Genomic DNA, 15,956 nt, shown 5'->3' on the forward strand with positions numbered 1-15,956 from the left:
TGTATATTGCCTTCAAGACGGTGGCTGATGCACTACAACGCGATTTCGCCCTGCGGCCTTTGCGGCATACATCGCTTTGTCGGCATCACGCAATAGCCGGTCGAGGCTAACCGGCTCCTCCAGAGTATGATGAACAACACCGATACTGATTGTGGTATGAATACTGCCGGTTTCGCTTTCACCAACGGTCGTTTGCTCGATTGCAATGCGAATGCGTTGCGCAAGCCCAAGCGCATCGGCCGGCGCAACACCCGGCAGGATCAATCCGAACTCTTCGCCGCCAAGACGTGCAATCAAATCATCACCGCGCAGATTGCCACGAATAATTTTCGCCACTTCCACCAGCACCCGGTCTCCTGCCGCATGACCATGGGTATCGTTGATTTGTTTGAAGTGATCGACATCAAGCCCCATGATGGTCAGGCGTCCCTTTTCCCCCGACAGACGCGATATCAATTCACTGCCACATTTCATGAAAGCCCCACGCGACAGTAACCCGGTCAGGAAATCATGGTTTGCGGCGTGATCCAGACGATCAACCAGCGCGCTGCGTGCCGTGTCAATACTGGCAACAGTCAGCGGGCCCAACGACAGCAACGCAATCCCCAGCCGGGTCGACATGATTGCATAATAAGGATCGCTATCAACCGGCAAATTCGACAGAAAATCAAGCTCCAGAACCACCATCAACCAATGCGATACCAGCAATATGAAAAGTGTCGTGATCTGCAACCGATAAACCAGTGCACACCATAACAAAGCAGGCACCGGAAACACGATTGATCCCGGCCCGCCGATAACCTTTACCAGAACCAGACTGACCAGGACGGAAATGGCCGGTGCACAGATTTTCAGGCTCTCGACATTCACGACAAAATGCCGAAAAAAGCCCGTGATCATCGCGGAAAAATCCGACCAGCGCGCCACCGTCAGGGCAAATGGCAGGATAACGACGTAATTCGCAAATTCGGTGCTGAACCAGAACAGGAACGCGGTTACCGGGTCCTGATTGAAAACCAGTACCGCGATAAGTATCCCGGCCATCGCCGCAGCCAATGCCGCCCCTGCCCCAGTCAGGCAAAGATACTGAACTGATTGCGGACGGCGAAGATTGCGATCCTCGACTGACAGCCTGCGCAACAGAAGAACCCCGACCGCAACACCGGCCAGATTGGCCCCGGTTAGCCAGATCGCGGTGTAGATATCATTTCCGGTCAGAAGGTCGGCGGCCATATAAGCGATGAACGCAGCGCACCAGCCCAAAGGCGTGTTCATCGCTCGCCCACGGACAAAGGCCGCGGTCAGAAGAGCATTGGCAGGCCACAAAACTGCAAGCATCCCGTCCGGGCGGGTCAGAATCCCGAATAACGAAGCGGCAAAAACAATCCCCGCCACGCAAACCGCGCCAACGCAACAGGGAATAAAATCCGTCGGTACCCGAAAAACCGCTGCCATCCCCTAAACCCCAAGAAAGACCAAAAGCCACACCCGATACTTATCCAATGATATAACATCCGATATAACCCTGATGTTCCATGTTTAGCTTCACTTTTCTGTCAAAATTATTTCATAGAACATTTTCGGATGCGCAAAACACCCACTTTTGAATAGGTTCTTGAGAGGTGGTAATATTGCCCCGCATTTCAACCAAGCCATGCATCAAATTTTGCATACGTACAAAAACTGTCTGCTGATGGTTGCAACGCATCTGCATCGCACACAGCTTCGAAAAATCAGGTCGTCAGGGGAATTTGACCAGAACGGTCAATTCTTCTTGCTCTCATCAAGCCATGGCAGCGCGTGAACATCGATACCTTCATCAATCAGTTCAGCGGTTTCCTTTAACGACGCCTCGCCATAAATGCCGCGTTTTTCGGTTTCGCCGTAATGGATCTTGCGAGCTTCCTCGGCAAACTTGGTGCCAACATGCTCGCAATTTGCCTCAACCTGCTTCCGGATTTCGGCCATTGCAACGCGGGTTGCTTCGGCCATGTCGACCTGGCGCGTCTTTTCAGCGGCTTCTTCTTTCTGGCGTGACGTCCGAAGACGGGGTGCCATCAATGCCTTGCCGACATTTCCGGTCCCGCAAACAGGGCATGACAATTCACCGCTGGCAGCCTGAGTGTCATATGTGGCACCGTCTTTGAACCAGCCTTCAAATTCGTGATCATGTTCGCATTTAAGCTGAAAGAGGATCATGGTGTTGTTTTGTTCAAGCCAACCGTAACAATTGCAAGGTGTTTTAATATCAAGGATATAGCGACACCTTGCCCGAAACGCCAGTTTCGGGCGGCTCTTTCAATAACCAAGATTTATGAAAATGTCATCATTAATGCCATCTGACTGGATTACCCGTTATTGCCCTCCGAGCGGCGGAACCGCACTTGATCTTGCTTGTGGCAAGGGTCGTCACAGTTTCTGGCTGGCCGATCACGGATGGCAGGTTACGGCCCTTGATCGTGACCTGTCGGATACGCAGACCGGTCACAATATCGGGATTGACTGGATCGAAGCCGATCTTGAATCCGGTCATTGGCCGCTTGGCGACCGGCAATTTGATCTGGTGGTGGTTGTCAATTACCTTCATCGTCCGCTGTTTGAATACCTTCACAAGGCGATCACACCCGGCGGCACCCTGCTTTATGAAACCTTCATGATCGGGAACGAAGCATTTGGCCGCCCACAATCGCCGGAATTCCTTCTGCGCCCAAATGAACTGCCAAACGCTTTTTCAGGTTGGGAAATCAACGCATTCGAACAGGGGCCGCAATACAAATCCGGCGCAACGGTTCCCTTTGCCGTGAAGCAATTCCTGTCGACCCGCAAACCATCGCCAAAACGGACCGAAACAATTCTGTAACACACTGGAATACCGATAAAAAATAAACACAAGTGTCACAATTCAAACGGTTTGTTTCTGGCATCTTCCTCGGCGCTAGTTTTAGCATTTGGCAGAGAGAGAAAACCATGAACGAACAATTTGAAATCGTCGAGGATCGCGATGACATTCCGTCGAACCCGACAAACAATCCGCGTGTCGCAGACCTGATCAATGCTCGCCTTTCCCGTCGCGGCTTTTTCAAGGGCCTGATGGCAACTTCGGCCGTCGCTGGCGCTGGTATCGCAACCTCGGGCATGGCCCGCGCGCAGGACGCCTCGACCCTGACCTTCAAATCGATCCCGCAGAAGATCGCAAAAACCCATGCCGTTGCCGAAGGATACGATGCCGACATCCTGATCCGTTACGGTGACAAGGTCGTCGCTGATGCCCCGGCATTCGTTCCGGGTGCCGTCGATGCCACCGCGCAGAACAAGCAGTTCGGCTATAACTGCGACTATATCGGCTATATGCCGCTTCCGGTCGGATCAGACAATTCCGAACACGGCCTTCTGTGTGTCAGCCATGAATACACCAATGCCGAACTGATGTGGCCGGGCCTTAAGGACGCCATGGGCGCATCGCAGGAACAGGCCCTGCATGAAATTGCCGCCCACGGCCATTCTATCGTCGAAGTCAAAAAGACAGACGGCAAATGGCAGGTCATTGACGGTTCAGATTATGCACGCCGTATTTCTGCCCTTGATACCGAAATGGTCATCACCGGCCCGGCAGCAGGCCATGACCGCCTGAAAACCAGCACCGACCAGACCGGCACACGCGTCATCGGCACGTTGAACAACTGTGCAGGTGGCAAAACCCCTTGGGGCACCATCCTGATCGCTGAAGAAAACTTCAACGGCTATTTCGGTGGTGACATCGCCAAAACCAGCGAAGAACGCAACTACAAGCGCCTCGGTATCGAGCCGGACAGCTGGTATTCTTGGGTCAAACATTTCGACCGCTTCAACGTTGAAAAAGAACCGAACGAGCCGAACAAATTTGGCTGGATGGTCGAAATTGATCCCTATGATCCGACCTCGACCCCGAAAAAGCGCACGGCCCTTGGCCGCTTCAAGCACGAAGGTGCCACCGTTTTCCTGAATAAGGATAACTCTGTGGTTGCCTATTCCGGCGACGATCAGCGCTTCGATTACCTTTATAAATTCGTCGCGTCGAAAAAATACAATCCGAACGACCGTGCGGCGAACATGGACATCCTTGAAGACGGCACGCTTTATGTCGCCAAATTCAACGAGGATGGCACGGTTAACTGGATGCCTCTGGTCCACGGTGATGGCCCGCTGACCGCCGAAAATGATTTCAACAGTCAGGCCGATATCCTGATTGAAACCCGTCGCGCAGCCGACCTTCTGGGTGCAACCCAGATGGACCGCCCCGAAGACGTCGAACCAAACCCGGTTAACGGCAAGGTTTACGTCATGCTGACCAACAACTCGAAGCGCAAAGAGCCGAACATCGTCAATCCGCGCGCCTCGAACATCCATGGTCATGTTCTTGAACTCACCCCTCCGGGCGGCATGGGCAAGGATGCGGACCACACCGCCGATACCTTCAAATGGGACATCTTCCTGCTTGGTGGTAACCCGGCGAATGCCGATGACCGTGCAGTTTACCATCCAGGGGCTGAAAGCTGGGTATCCTGCCCGGATAACCTTGCGATTGACCATAAAGGCCGCCTGTGGATTTCCACCGATGGTGCGCCAAGCTCGGATATTCCAGATGGCATGCATGCCGCAGATGTGGAAGGTGCCGGTCGCGCACTGACCAAATTCTTCTTCGCCTGCCCGGAAGGTGCCGAAATGTGCGGTCCGGAATTCACCCCGGATGGCACGACCCTGTTTGTCGCGGTTCAGCACCCTGCAGACGGTTCAACCTATGACGAACCAAGCACCCGCTGGCCGGACTTCCAGGACGGCGTTCCGCCGCGTCCGTCGGTGGTTGCCATCACCAAACAGGGTGGCGGCGAAATCGCAAGCTGATCCTGGTCATACCCGATCATCGTCAAACCGGCCCCGCTTGGGGCCGGTTTTCATTTTCCGGTCACGTTACCTTACCTGAACAGCTTATCTGATCGGTGCAGTGCCTGCGTACGTGCCGTTATTGTCCGCAATTGCCTTCCAGCTTTTGTCCGAAGCCCCCTTGGCCTCAAGCGAGGTCCAGTTGCCTTCGGACTTGTTGATATTGCCGCTGATATCGCTATTCCAGAAACCAACCACCGTCGGTGTGATATTCAGATAAAGCGCTCCGTCAACAATCCGCCACAGGTTCGGATTGGCAGGGACCTTGCCGCCCTGTGCCACGCCATAGGCACAATGCCCGTCATATTTCGGCGCGTATTTTTCCGGATTGGCGGTGAACATGTCACGATGCTCTTCGGATGCAAACGCCCATGTCGCCCCGTTATACTCGGCGGTGATATCAGATCGTCCCGGCACGGCCCGGGGCTGCGCGCCCCCCGGCTCCGCCTGCTTCAGATCGAAATAGGCCACCGGATCATACCCGCTGATCGCAAAGCCTGTTTCATCAACATATTGCTCCCCGGCGAAAGCCGCACCCGAAGCTGCCATGATCAGGGACGTCGCCATTAACAGACGCTTCAGCATTACCCAAATACTCCATTTGCTGTTTTGATAAGCCGATATTGAAAGAGCATGTGCGAAAGGCAAAATGACGTTGCGACACTGTTTCGTGAAACTGCGTGACCACGGGGCTCAGCATCCCAATCGGTTGCGAATTTTCTTCTTGACCTAAACTTAAGTTAAGGAATTACACAGAAGATAGTTGAGGAAAAACAAAAAGGAATATTCCATGAGCACCGCGTTTCTGGAACATGTGAATTTCACCGTCGCTGATCCGGCCAAAACGGCCACACAATTATGTGACTGGTTTGGCTGGCATGTGCGCTGGAACGGGCCGTCAAAGGATAACGGCATCACCTATCACGTCGGCAGTGATACAAGCTATGTTGCCGTCTATTCCGGCGGAACGCCGGTAAGTTCGGATGAAAATTCGTATCGCACTCTGGGCGGGATGAACCATGTCGCCATTGTGGTTGACGACCTTGACGCGACTGAAAAGAAAATCCTCGCCAGTGGTCTGAAAACCCACAGTCATGCCGATTATGAACCCGGCCGCCGGTTTTACTTCCATGACGAAAACGGCATCGAGTTCGAGGTGGTTAGCTATAGCTAACCACCTGCGAAATGCTGCTTAGATCAGCAAGGCTTGTATGCCCGGTCATTATGAAGCGACGGCACCATTCGCCGAATATCTTCCACCCGATCCAGATCGATCTCGGCGGTGATAAAGCCGGGATCGGTCCCCGCATCGGCAAGGATCTCTCCCCACGGATCGATAATCAGCGAATGACCGAAGGTCTGCCGGTTGCCCGGGTGATCGCCGCACTGTGCGGCCGCAATCACATAACAACCATTTTCAATCGCGCGTGACCGCAACAGATTATGCCAGTGCGCCTGCCCGGTCGTACGTGTAAACGCCGCCGGGATCGACAGGATTTTCGCCCCGGCCTTGGCATAATCACGGAAAAGCTGAGGGAACCGCACGTCATAGCAAATCGCGATGCCGATATCCCCGATATCGGTTTTGGCAAGCCGCGCCTGATCACCCGGGCGGAATGTTTTGCTTTCGCGGTAACTTTCCCCACCCGCCAGATCAACATCGAACATATGGATCTTGTCATAAGACGTGATCACCGCCCCGTCCGGGCCAATCACAAAACAACGATTGGCCACCCGGTCTTCGCCCGGTACCTTCACATGCAAAGATCCAACAATCAGGGTCGATTTCAATTCTTCCGCCAGATCGCGGAAAAATGTCAGGGCTGGGTGATCCGCCTCGTCAAAGGCCGCCGTCCTGACCTTTTCCCCGCCAAACGACATCATCGAAACATTTTCCGGAAACGCAATCAGCGTCGCCCCCGCCGCATGGGCATCGCGTGCATAGGTCGCCGCCCGCGCAAGGTTGTCGCTCATATTGTCACGCGCATTTACCTGAACACAGGCAGTAACAAAACGGGCCATGACATCGTCTCCCTATCGTTGTTCTGCGATGATCATGGAACGCCATCACACCGCCGACAATACACAATTGGGCTACCGGCCGACCAAAACAGTGTTTTAAGGTACGCGCACAACCACAGAGTCATTTTTTACCGATTTGATCTTCCAATGGTTAAAATTAGTGTATACAGTATTCCGCATGTAGAAGAAGGATCGAAGATGGAACCTCTTTCCGGTCGTAAAAGTCTGACTGACGAAGTGCATGATCGCTTGGTCGATGCCTTGTGTTCCGGTGCTCTCCCTCCCGGAATGCCTTTGCGTCAGGAAGCCTTGGCCGAGGAGCTCAATGTCTCGCGGCAACCAGTGTTGCAAGCTCTGGGGTTGCTGCGTCGTGACGGGCTGGTCGTACCGATGGGGCGGCGTGGATATCGCGTTGCCCCGGTCGATGCCAAACTGGTCGAGCACGTTTATGACTTGCGCGAAGCGTTTGACGGGCTTGCCGCCCGGCTGGCGTCAAAATCCCCGGAAGACGAACGGAAATCGGCACTGCGGGCTGCCATCAAACAGGGACACCACGCTCTGGGCAGCAATTCCACCGCAGACCTTGTTGCAGCCGACGTCGCGTTTCATCAAACGATCTATCGCCTGTCGGGCAACCCCCTGTTGCCCGAGGCATCAGCCGCAATCTGGTTGCAGGTCCGGCGTGTCATGCATGCCGATCTGCAAACCGGAACCGGTCCCGATCCCGTATGGACCGAACATCAAGCCATCGCCGACGCAATCTGCGTTGGCGATGGTGCGGCAGCCCAGCAGTTGGCAATCGCACATACGCGCAATGCCGCAAACCGCCTGATCACGCATATGAAGGATACCGCAAAGACCACATTATAAACCGCCCGGCATAAAGATCCGGCCGGGCACAGGTCGCATAACAAAAAACAAAAATATGCGACGCGGAGGTAAACGTCATGAAACTCAACGAAACGGCACTTGCCGAATTTCGCGAACAGGGCTTTGTCTTTCTGCCGGAACTTTTTTCACGTGAAGAAGCCGCCCTTCTTCTGTCCGAAGCCCGCCAGATTTATGCATCCGACCGTGAAGAAGTCTGGCGCGAAACATCCGGTGTTGCCCGGACCGCCTTTGCCGCACACACCTATAACGAAGCCCATCGCCGCCTTGGTGCCCATCCCCGCCTGATCGAACCTGTTGAACAGTTCCTAGAAGAACAGGTTTACATGCACCAGTACAAAATCAACGCCAAGGCCGCCTTTGATGGCGCCGTCTGGCAATGGCATCAGGATTACGGCACCTGGCAGCGCGACGATGAAATGCCCGAACCGCGCGCGTTCAACATCGCCCTGTTCCTTGAAGACGTCACTCCGGCCAACGGCCCACTCTTGTTCATCCCCAAAAGCCATAAGGCAGGTGTGCTCAAGGCCGGCCACGACCTTGAAACCACATCCTATCCGCTTTGGACACTTGATCGCGAAACGGTGACAAAGCTTGCCGCCGAGGGCGGCTGCGAGGCCCCGATTGGTCCCGCCGGATCGGTTGTGATGTTCCATGGCAATCTGGTTCATGCCAGCCCGCCCAATATCAGCCCGTTTGACCGCACCATTGTTTATCTTAGCCTGTGCGCGGTTTCGAACCATATCCGGGCGTTTAATCGCAAACCGTGGATCGCGCATCGCGACTTTACCCCGATCACGCCGCTTGCCGATGATTGCCTTGACGAACTGGTCGCCAAACAGCCTGCTGCCAAAAGTTCCGCGGCCTGATCGCCCGGTGACGGAGTATTTCAAATGAACCTTGATGCAAAACTGCGAAAACGTGCCGCGGACGGAAACCCCGTTCGCGTCGGTATTATCGGTGCCGGCAAGTTCGGCTCGATGTTTTTAAGCCAGGCCGGACACCATCCGGGCTATCACGTTCTGGGGGTGGCAGATCTTAGCGCCACGCGCGCCAAAGAAGCCCTTGATCGTGTCGGCTGGCCGAAGGAACGCTATCAGGCAACCGATCCGGACAATGCGCTTAAAAACGGTACGACCTGGATCACCGAGAATGCCGACGCCCTGATCGAAGCCAATGGCCTTGAAGTCGTCATTGATGCCACCGGCAGCCCCGCAGCCGGTATCCGCTATGGCCTGAAGGCCATCGAACATGGCCGCCACCTTGTCATGGTCAATGTCGAGGCTGACGTTCTTGCCGGGCCATTATTGGCCCGCAAGGCCGAACAAGCCGGGCTTGTCTATTCCATGGCCTATGGTGATCAGCCCGCCCTGATTTCGGAAATGGTCGATTGGGCGCGTGCGGTTGGCCTTGATGTCATCTGTGCCGGCAAGGGTACCAAATATCTGCCCGCCTATCACCATGTCACGCCCGACGATGTCTGGACCCATTATGGCCTGACACATGAACAGGCAAAGGCAGGTGGCATGAACCCCCAAATTTTCAACAGCTTCCTTGATGGCACCAAATCCGCCATCGAAATGGCCGCTGTTGCCAATGCCTGCGATCTGGTGCCACAGGATGTCGGCCTTCGGTTCCCGGCCTGCGGGGTCGATGATCTGCCCCGCTTGCTCTCGCCACGGGAAACCGGCGGCCTGCTGGATCGCAAGGGAACGGTCGAGGTGGTTTCAAGCCTTGAACGTGATACACGCCCGGTCTTTCGTGATCTGCGCTGGGGTGTTTATGTCACGTTTGAAGCCCCCAGCGACTATGTCAAACGCTGCTTCTCGGAATATGGTCTTCTGACCGACCCGACCGGGCAGTATTCCGCGATGTATAAACCCTATCACCTGATCGGTCTGGAACTGGGCATTTCGGTCGCCTCTGCCGCCCTGCGACACGAGGCGACGGGCGCACCGCGCGCATGGTCAGGCGACGCGGTTGCCTTTGCCAAACGCGACCTTCGCGTCGGTGAAAAGCTCGACGGGGAAGGCGGTTACACGGTCTATGGAAAACTGATGCCAGCCCGCATGTCAAAGGCCAACAATGCCCTTCCCATCGGCCTTGCCCACCACCTGACACTCAAACACAAAATTGCCACCGATCAGGTCGTTACATGGGACGACGTCGATTTCGACCTCACTGATCCCGCCATCCGCTTCCGCAAGGAAATGGAAGATACCTTTGGCTAATCTGCAATGCCTGTTTTCGGCAACGGGTGCACCATTATGTCTAAAGTGGCGGCACTCGCATCCGGAACTTGCGAACATGCTCGATCAATGCGCGAAGCTTTGGCGTAACCGACCTGCGTCCGGGAAAGTAAAGATAAAACCCCGCAAAGGGCGCCAGCCAATCATCAAGAACAGTTACAAGCTCGCCACGCCGGATATAGGGCGCAAAGGTTTCCTCGATCCCGAATGTGATACCGCCATCCGCAAGGGCAGTGCGGATCATCAAAAGCATGTCGTTTGTCGTAACCTGCGGCTCGACCGCCACATCGAACTCCTGCCCGTCACGTTCGAATTCCCATCGATACGGCGCAGTTTCAGGTGACGGGCGCCAACCGATACAGCGATGCCCTGCCAAGTCGCGCGGATGCTGCGGAATTCCGTGCCGCTCAAAATAGCGTGGCGTTGCCACTGCGACCTGCCGCTGCTCGCCCGTAAGCGGTACCGCGACCATATCCTGCTCAATCACCTCGCCAAGGCGCACGCCCGCATCGAACCCTGCGGCAACAATATCGAACTCCTCGTCGGTGACTGTCACATCAAGTGTAATTCCCGGATAAGCAATGGCAAATTCGGCAACAAGAGGCCCTGACAGAAACCGCTCGGCAATAGATGTGACCGCAACCCGCAAAAGCCCGTGCGGCATTCCCGATGCACTCCGTGCAGTTTCCAGCGCCGCTCCAATTTCCAGAAGCGGTGAATGGACCGTTTCCAGAAACCGTTCACCTTCTTCGGTAAGTCGCACGCTGCGCGTCGTTCGCTGAAACAGCGGTTGCCCGATGGTTTCTTCAAGCCGCCGGATCCCCTGACTGACAGCAGAACGTGTTACGCCCAGCCTGTCGGCTGCCGCACGAAAATTTCCGGTATCCGCAACCGCGGCAAACATCGTCAGAAGATTAAGGTCCATACTGATTGGTAAATCATACTAACCAGTATGTCGAGTCATTGGCGGGTTATTCTGAACAAAGATAGTGAGTACCGTTAGCGAGCACAGGACGTGGTGGCACTTGATCGCACACCACCCGCAGCACCAATCGAAAAAAGCAGGAGCTCACTATGAACCCCCGCATACTCGTTTTTTCGCTTTTATGTTCTGCCATCAGCACCACGGCCTTCGGTCAATCTGAAACGGCACAATCCTGCCCGGCAGACGGGCAAAACGGCCCTGTAATGCTTCATGAAACGTGGATTTTGGATGGCTGGGAACGTACCCCGGGTGATCCGGCTTTTGTCTTTGCCGAAAAACTCGCCCGCTATTACGACCTCGAAGGTCCCGGTGTTTTTTATGACGACCTTGCACCGGACGGCAAGACCGCCAGACATGCAATTGACTACGGCGCCATGTGGGAGGGGCCGTTTAACAATATGCGCTCCGCCCACCACGCAATATCGGATGGCCCGGACGCCATCATTGGCAATAGCGTCGCCTCAACGACACTTGAATTTGTCGCCCGGCTCGAAGCACGGGATGGCGCGGTTACCGCGATCCGGGATCGTTCCCAACTCGGTTGGCAATGCGATGGCAATCGCTGGGTCATTCGTCATGAGCACAACTCGGCCCGGATCGTCACCGAAGCTGAAATTGCCCCCTATTTCCAACAGACAGAGGAACAATCTGGCATGAGCGAAATACAGCCTTCACCCTATATCGGCATGTGGGTTACCGCAGACAATCATGTCCGATAGGAACTCAGGCCCGACGGGCGGTACGCAGAAGCACGTGGCAATCGCGAAAACGCCTATACCGGCCGTTACGAGATCGAAGGCAACCGGATCGAATACTGGGATGATTCCGGTTTCACAGCCGACGGCGAATTTATCAATGGCATTCTACATCACGGCGGCATGATCATGCACCGACAGGAGAACAACCAATGAAACGTACATCCGTTTTGACCCGATACATACCGTCCCCGATCCGGTTTGGTACTGGCTTTTTCACTATCGTTTTGCCGATACTTTTAACCAGTCCGGCATCGGCATCTCAAACCGCAACAGCAAACGCAGCCTCGCTTGAACAGCAGGAAAACAACCGGGATATCGTTCGCCGTGCCTTCGACGCATGGGTGGCTGGCGAAAGCGTGTTCGGGCAAATTCTTGCCGATGATGTTGTCTGGACGATCCATGGCTCTGACCCTGTTGCTGGCACTTACACCAATCGTCAGGATTTTGTGGAACAGGCTGCAACGCCACTTGTCAGTAGACTTGTAACACCGATCAAACCTGTTGTTCATGCGATCTGGGCCGACAACGATATGGTGATTATTCGCTTCGACAGTAGCGCCACCACCACCACCGGAACGTCTTATGAAAACCAGTTCGTCTGGATATTCAAAATGCAGGAAGGTCTGGTTATCGAAGCCGAAGCTTTTCTTGATCTCGCAGCCTATCGCGAGGTCGTCGACAACAATCCGGTGAAAACCGAATAAAGCCGGCCACGTAGCCTAGGTTTCCAAATGTGAAAAGCATGCGTTGACCTGCATGCTTTTCACCATCACTCAGACAGAGGTTAAGACAAACGGCTCGTTTCAGCTCCGACGGGCCGCCTCAAATTCTCGCATCAGGGTCGTAACAAGCTCCGCTGCGGGCATCGCACGTGCCAGTGGCGCGCCTTGCCCGGCCCACTGCGCGCCAAAGCCGTCCTCATCTTTGGCCTTGGCAGCAGCGTTCAATGCTTTTCCCGCGTCATAGGCAATCGGATAGGATGGAACTGCCGCATCCAACGTATCTTTCAGCGCCGTAAAGCGGTTTGCAATCGCGCGTGCCGGACGGCCGGAAATCAACGATGTCAGTTGCGTATGATATGCCCCTTCCCCCATCAGCGCACGGCGATATCCCTCATCGGCCGAGGATTCCGGACACGCGACAAAGGCCGTACCCAATTGGGCACTCACAGCACCAAGATCAAGGGCGGCGGCAATTCCCGCCCCATCCATAATACCGCCTGCGGCAATAACCGGCAGCTTGCATTCACGCACCAGCAAACGGGTCAGTGCGACAGTACTCAAACAATCATCATGCGCATCCGGGTCAAAAATACCGCGGTGACCACCGGCCTCAATGCCTTGGGCAACGACCACATCAATACCAGCAGCCTCGATCTTACGGGCTTCGTCCAGACTGGTCGCAGTTGCAAACAGTATAATTCCGGCCTGCTTTAGCACCGCAATCACATCTGCCGACGGCAATCCGAAATGTAAACTGACCACAACCGGTTTCATCTCGATCAAAAGCGCCAGCATATCCTGATCTTCGACAAAGCTTTTATAGATGGTGCATAAACCTGACGGCGGCGTTCCGCCGAATTCGGTAAAATGCGGCCTTAAGGCATGAAGCCATGCAGCCTCACAAACCGGGTCCGGCTTTGGTGTTTCATGGACAAAAACATTGACGTTAAAGGCGCGATCCGTCCGGGCGCGAAGTTCTTCGATCATCTTACGCGCCGCCGTCGCGTCACTTGCGCCGACACCAATCGACCCCAGACCACCGGCATTCGAAACCGCCGCCGCAAGTGCCGGGGTGGAAACCCCGGCCATCGGGGCCTGCACAACCGGTAATGTCATACCAAGCTTGTCCAGCATTTCAGTCCTCCCGAATGCCCTGCCCGTGTAGAGGTAAACATTCCTCACAATTTCAGAATTAAGATTGACATATATTCTTAAATAAAGAATATAAATTCAAGTAAATTCCGCCTAGGAGAATTATGATGGATCTTGCGTCGCTGGCGGTTTTTCGTACCGTTGCCAAAGAACAGAGCATTACCCGTGCCGCCGAACTGCTTGGCCGGGTGCCATCCAATGTCACCACCCGCGTTCAGCAGCTTGAAACGGAAATCGGTGTCGCCCTGTTTCAACGCGATAAAAAACGCATGATCCTGACACAGGAAGGCGAAACCTTTCTGGAATATGCCGACCGCATCCTAAACCTTGCCGACGAAGCACGCCAGGTGGTCAATCCCTCGGCCCCGGCCGGAACCCTGCGTGTCGGTTCGATGGAAAGCACCGTCGCCAGCCGCCTTCCCGTTCCGCTCGCTGCCTATAACAAGGCATTCCCCGACGTCACGATTGAACTATCAACTGCACCCACCCGACAGCTTGTCGATGGCCTTCTGGCCCGCCGCATTGATTGCGCACTGATTGCGATACCGTCGGGGGAATGGTGGCTGGAACCCGGAACGCTTGATACCCGCGCCCTGTTTCGCGAAGAACTGGTATTGCTTCTCCCACCCGGGCATCCCGATATTCTTAGTGCCAGCGACATCCAGCCAAAGTCACTGGCGGCCTTCGCACCGGGTTGCACCTATCGTACGCTGGCCGAAGAATGGCTTACCGGGTTCGGATCCATCAGGGAACATTTCGCGGTTCAGGAAGTCGGATCTTATCACGCGATGTTTGCCTGCACCGCTGCCGGATCATGCATCAGCATCATGCCACGCAGTGTCGTTGATCTTATGCGTCATCTTGGCCCGGTCAGGGAACATCCCCTGATGACGGTTGATACCTTTCTGGCCTGCCGTCCGGGTTTTGATACCCCGGCATTTTCGGAATTCCGCAAAACGCTTGAAACGGCATCCGATATCAAAAAATAAACGGGTGGCAACAATCGTTGCCACCCGTTTTGGAAATCCCTAACTTATGCCGACAGCTTGCTGTCCAGACCGCCCTTGGCGTTCAGCGCCATAAGTTCGTCGCAGCCGCCGATATGTTCGTCATTGATGAAAATCTGCGGCACGGTATGACGGCCACTCGCACGATCCATCATTTCCTTTTTGCGACGCGGTTCCATCATCACATCAATCAGTTCGTATTTGGCACCCTTTTCTTCCAGAAGCTTGCGGGCACGCTTGCAATAGGGGCACCATTCGGTGGCGTAAACTTCAACTTTTGCCATCTAATCATGTTCCTTTTCATCAGGCCGCGACCCGTGCGACAGCGCATGTTTTTGCACCCCGGCACCGGGCTACGACCGGCAAATCTTGTTGGATGACCGTTCTATAACAGATATTTCGCAGGGCGTCATCGCACCACCCGTGCAACCGTGATCAGGCGCACTTGCATGGCTCCGGCACGCTTTAGAATCCGCGCACAGGCATTGGCGGTCGCCCCGGTTGTCAGCACATCATCAATCAAAACCACACGCGCACCGGCCAGCCCGATCCGTGCAGCAATCCTGTCATCCACCCCAAAGGCACCGCCAACTTCACGCTTGCGCGACGATGCCCCCAAGCCACCCAGACTGCGTGTTTTTCTCAACCGCCGGAGTACCGTGCCATGCCACGCAATCCCTGTTTGCCGCGACAGGGATGCTGCCAGCAACCCGGACTGGTTATATCGACGCATCAAAAGCCGGGTCCGATGTAGTGGTACGGGAATTATCAGATCCGCATCACCCCAGAAATCCCGCCCCGCCAGCAACAGCCACCGACTTAAAAGCGGCGTCAGATCGGTGCGGTCCCCATGCTTGAACCGCAGCAGGTAATCGCGGCTGCCACCATCGTAAACCAGTGCCGCCCGCGCAGCATCAAACGCCGGGCTTTTTCGTAAACATTCACCGCACAGGGTGCCATCGCCCGCATCGTCGTTGCCACCATCATCACCGGCAATTTCGAACGGATACCCGCAACACGCACAAAGCGGATCGGAAATAAACCGAAGCCCGGCCCAGCAATCGGCACAAACCGCATGCACCGTATCGGTAACCGTACCGCATCCGCCACAACGCGGCGGTAAAACGGTACGCAAACCGATCTGCATCACATTGCCGAAAATGCGACCAACCCGTGCTGGTAAAATCCCCAAACCCTGATCCTTGCCTGACGTCACATCCCCGATAATACCGCGCCCGATCCTATCACGCGTG

17 protein-coding genes and 1 pseudogene are annotated in these 15,956 nt (G+C 55.1%); 10 read left to right on the forward strand and 8 right to left on the reverse strand.

From position 1 onward, the window contains the following. Nucleotides 1–12: 12 nt before the first annotated feature. A complete protein-coding gene (locus tag J7395_RS00305; RefSeq protein WP_209220183.1) occupies nt 13–1,455 on the reverse strand; it encodes a GGDEF domain-containing protein in 1,443 nt (480 codons plus the stop codon). A 309-nt stretch (nt 1,456–1,764) separates the two neighbouring features. Beyond that, nucleotides 1,765–2,199 (reverse strand): DUF1178 family protein, encoded by a 435-nt coding sequence (locus tag J7395_RS00310; protein WP_209220184.1) that lies wholly within the window; start codon nt 2,197–2,199, stop codon nt 1,765–1,767. A 121-nt stretch (nt 2,200–2,320) separates the two neighbouring features. Here J7395_RS00310 and J7395_RS00315 point away from each other — a divergent pair, with 121 nt between their 5' ends. Together J7395_RS00315 and J7395_RS00320 are read left to right on the forward strand one after the other, a co-directional pair. Further along, a complete protein-coding gene (locus J7395_RS00315; protein WP_247741906.1) occupies nt 2,321–2,860 on the forward strand; it encodes a class I SAM-dependent methyltransferase in 540 nt (179 codons plus the stop codon). Between the two features lie 107 nt (nt 2,861–2,967). Then, nucleotides 2,968–4,881 (forward strand): PhoX family phosphatase, encoded by a 1,914-nt coding sequence (locus J7395_RS00320; protein WP_209220185.1) that lies wholly within the window; start codon nt 2,968–2,970, stop codon nt 4,879–4,881. An 84-nt stretch (nt 4,882–4,965) separates the two neighbouring features. Here the strand turns inward: J7395_RS00320 and J7395_RS00325 are convergent, their stop codons facing one another. Then, nucleotides 4,966–5,505, reverse strand: a complete 540-nt coding sequence (locus J7395_RS00325) for a YHS domain-containing (seleno)protein (protein WP_209220186.1) — start codon at nt 5,503–5,505, stop codon at nt 4,966–4,968. Nucleotides 5,506–5,710: 205 nt separating this feature from the next. On the opposite strand from J7395_RS00325, the gene J7395_RS00330 reads away from it, so the two are divergent. Beyond that, on the forward strand, nt 5,711–6,094 hold the full coding sequence (locus J7395_RS00330; protein ID WP_062958351.1) for a VOC family protein: 384 nt from the start codon (nt 5,711–5,713) through the stop codon (nt 6,092–6,094). 23 nt (nt 6,095–6,117) lie between these two features. Here J7395_RS00330 and J7395_RS00335 read toward each other — a convergent pair whose 3' ends face one another. Continuing rightward, nucleotides 6,118–6,942: a carbon-nitrogen hydrolase family protein gene (locus J7395_RS00335; RefSeq protein ID WP_062953378.1), complete on the reverse strand. Its 825-nt coding sequence runs from the start codon at nt 6,940–6,942 to the stop codon at nt 6,118–6,120. 198 nt (nt 6,943–7,140) lie between these two features. Here J7395_RS00335 and J7395_RS00340 point away from each other — a divergent pair, with 198 nt between their 5' ends. The 3 genes from J7395_RS00340 to J7395_RS00350 all read left to right on the forward strand — a co-directional run bounded on the left by J7395_RS00340 (nt 7,141) and on the right by J7395_RS00350 (nt 10,061). After that, the gene (locus J7395_RS00340) at nt 7,141–7,812 is read left to right on the forward strand and encodes a GntR family transcriptional regulator (RefSeq protein ID WP_062953377.1); all 672 of its coding nucleotides are present in this window, start codon (nt 7,141–7,143) and stop codon (nt 7,810–7,812) included. A gap of 77 nt (nt 7,813–7,889) precedes the next feature. After that, nucleotides 7,890–8,699, forward strand: coding sequence for a phytanoyl-CoA dioxygenase family protein (locus tag J7395_RS00345; protein WP_062953376.1), 810 nt, complete (start codon nt 7,890–7,892; stop codon nt 8,697–8,699). Nucleotides 8,700–8,723: 24 nt separating this feature from the next. After that, a complete protein-coding gene (locus J7395_RS00350) occupies nt 8,724–10,061 on the forward strand; it encodes an SAF domain-containing protein (RefSeq protein ID WP_209220187.1) in 1,338 nt (445 codons plus the stop codon). A 40-nt stretch (nt 10,062–10,101) separates the two neighbouring features. Here the strand turns inward: J7395_RS00350 and J7395_RS00355 are convergent, their stop codons facing one another. Next, the gene (locus tag J7395_RS00355; RefSeq protein WP_231858368.1) at nt 10,102–11,004 is read right to left on the reverse strand and encodes a LysR family transcriptional regulator; all 903 of its coding nucleotides are present in this window, start codon (nt 11,002–11,004) and stop codon (nt 10,102–10,104) included. A gap of 263 nt (nt 11,005–11,267) precedes the next feature. Between J7395_RS00355 and J7395_RS20820 the strand changes: the two genes are divergently transcribed. From J7395_RS20820 to J7395_RS00365, 3 genes and pseudogenes are all read left to right on the forward strand, one after another. After that, entirely contained in the window at nt 11,268–11,783 is a 516-nt protein-coding gene (locus J7395_RS20820; RefSeq protein WP_247741907.1) for a hypothetical protein, read from the forward strand. A 12-nt stretch (nt 11,784–11,795) separates the two neighbouring features. Further along, nucleotides 11,796–11,975, forward strand: a pseudogene (locus J7395_RS20825) (Atu4866 domain-containing protein); the annotation flags it as partial. Further along, the gene (locus tag J7395_RS00365; protein ID WP_209220188.1) at nt 11,972–12,526 is read left to right on the forward strand and encodes a nuclear transport factor 2 family protein; all 555 of its coding nucleotides are present in this window, start codon (nt 11,972–11,974) and stop codon (nt 12,524–12,526) included. The pseudogene J7395_RS20825 and the gene J7395_RS00365, both read left to right, overlap by 4 nt. Before the next feature lie 99 nt (nt 12,527–12,625). Here the strand turns inward: J7395_RS00365 and J7395_RS00370 are convergent, their stop codons facing one another. Next, the gene (locus tag J7395_RS00370) at nt 12,626–13,678 is read right to left on the reverse strand and encodes a nitronate monooxygenase (RefSeq protein ID WP_209220189.1); all 1,053 of its coding nucleotides are present in this window, start codon (nt 13,676–13,678) and stop codon (nt 12,626–12,628) included. 122 nt (nt 13,679–13,800) lie between these two features. On the opposite strand from J7395_RS00370, the gene J7395_RS00375 reads away from it, so the two are divergent. After that, complete coding sequence (locus J7395_RS00375) at nt 13,801–14,685, forward strand: LysR substrate-binding domain-containing protein (protein ID WP_247741908.1); 885 nt, start codon at nt 13,801–13,803, stop codon at nt 14,683–14,685. 44 nt (nt 14,686–14,729) lie between these two features. Here the strand turns inward: J7395_RS00375 and grxC are convergent, their stop codons facing one another. Next, nucleotides 14,730–14,987, reverse strand: a complete 258-nt coding sequence (grxC, locus tag J7395_RS00380; RefSeq protein ID WP_062958358.1) for a glutaredoxin 3 — start codon at nt 14,985–14,987, stop codon at nt 14,730–14,732. Between the two features lie 125 nt (nt 14,988–15,112). Then, a complete protein-coding gene (locus J7395_RS00385) occupies nt 15,113–15,895 on the reverse strand; it encodes a ComF family protein (protein WP_209220190.1) in 783 nt (260 codons plus the stop codon). Nucleotides 15,896–15,956: the final 61 nt, after the last annotated feature.

The sequence above is a fragment of the Thalassospira sp. A3_1 genome (assembly GCF_017744215.1).
GTDB lineage: Bacteria > Pseudomonadota > Alphaproteobacteria > Rhodospirillales > Thalassospiraceae > Thalassospira > Thalassospira lucentensis_A.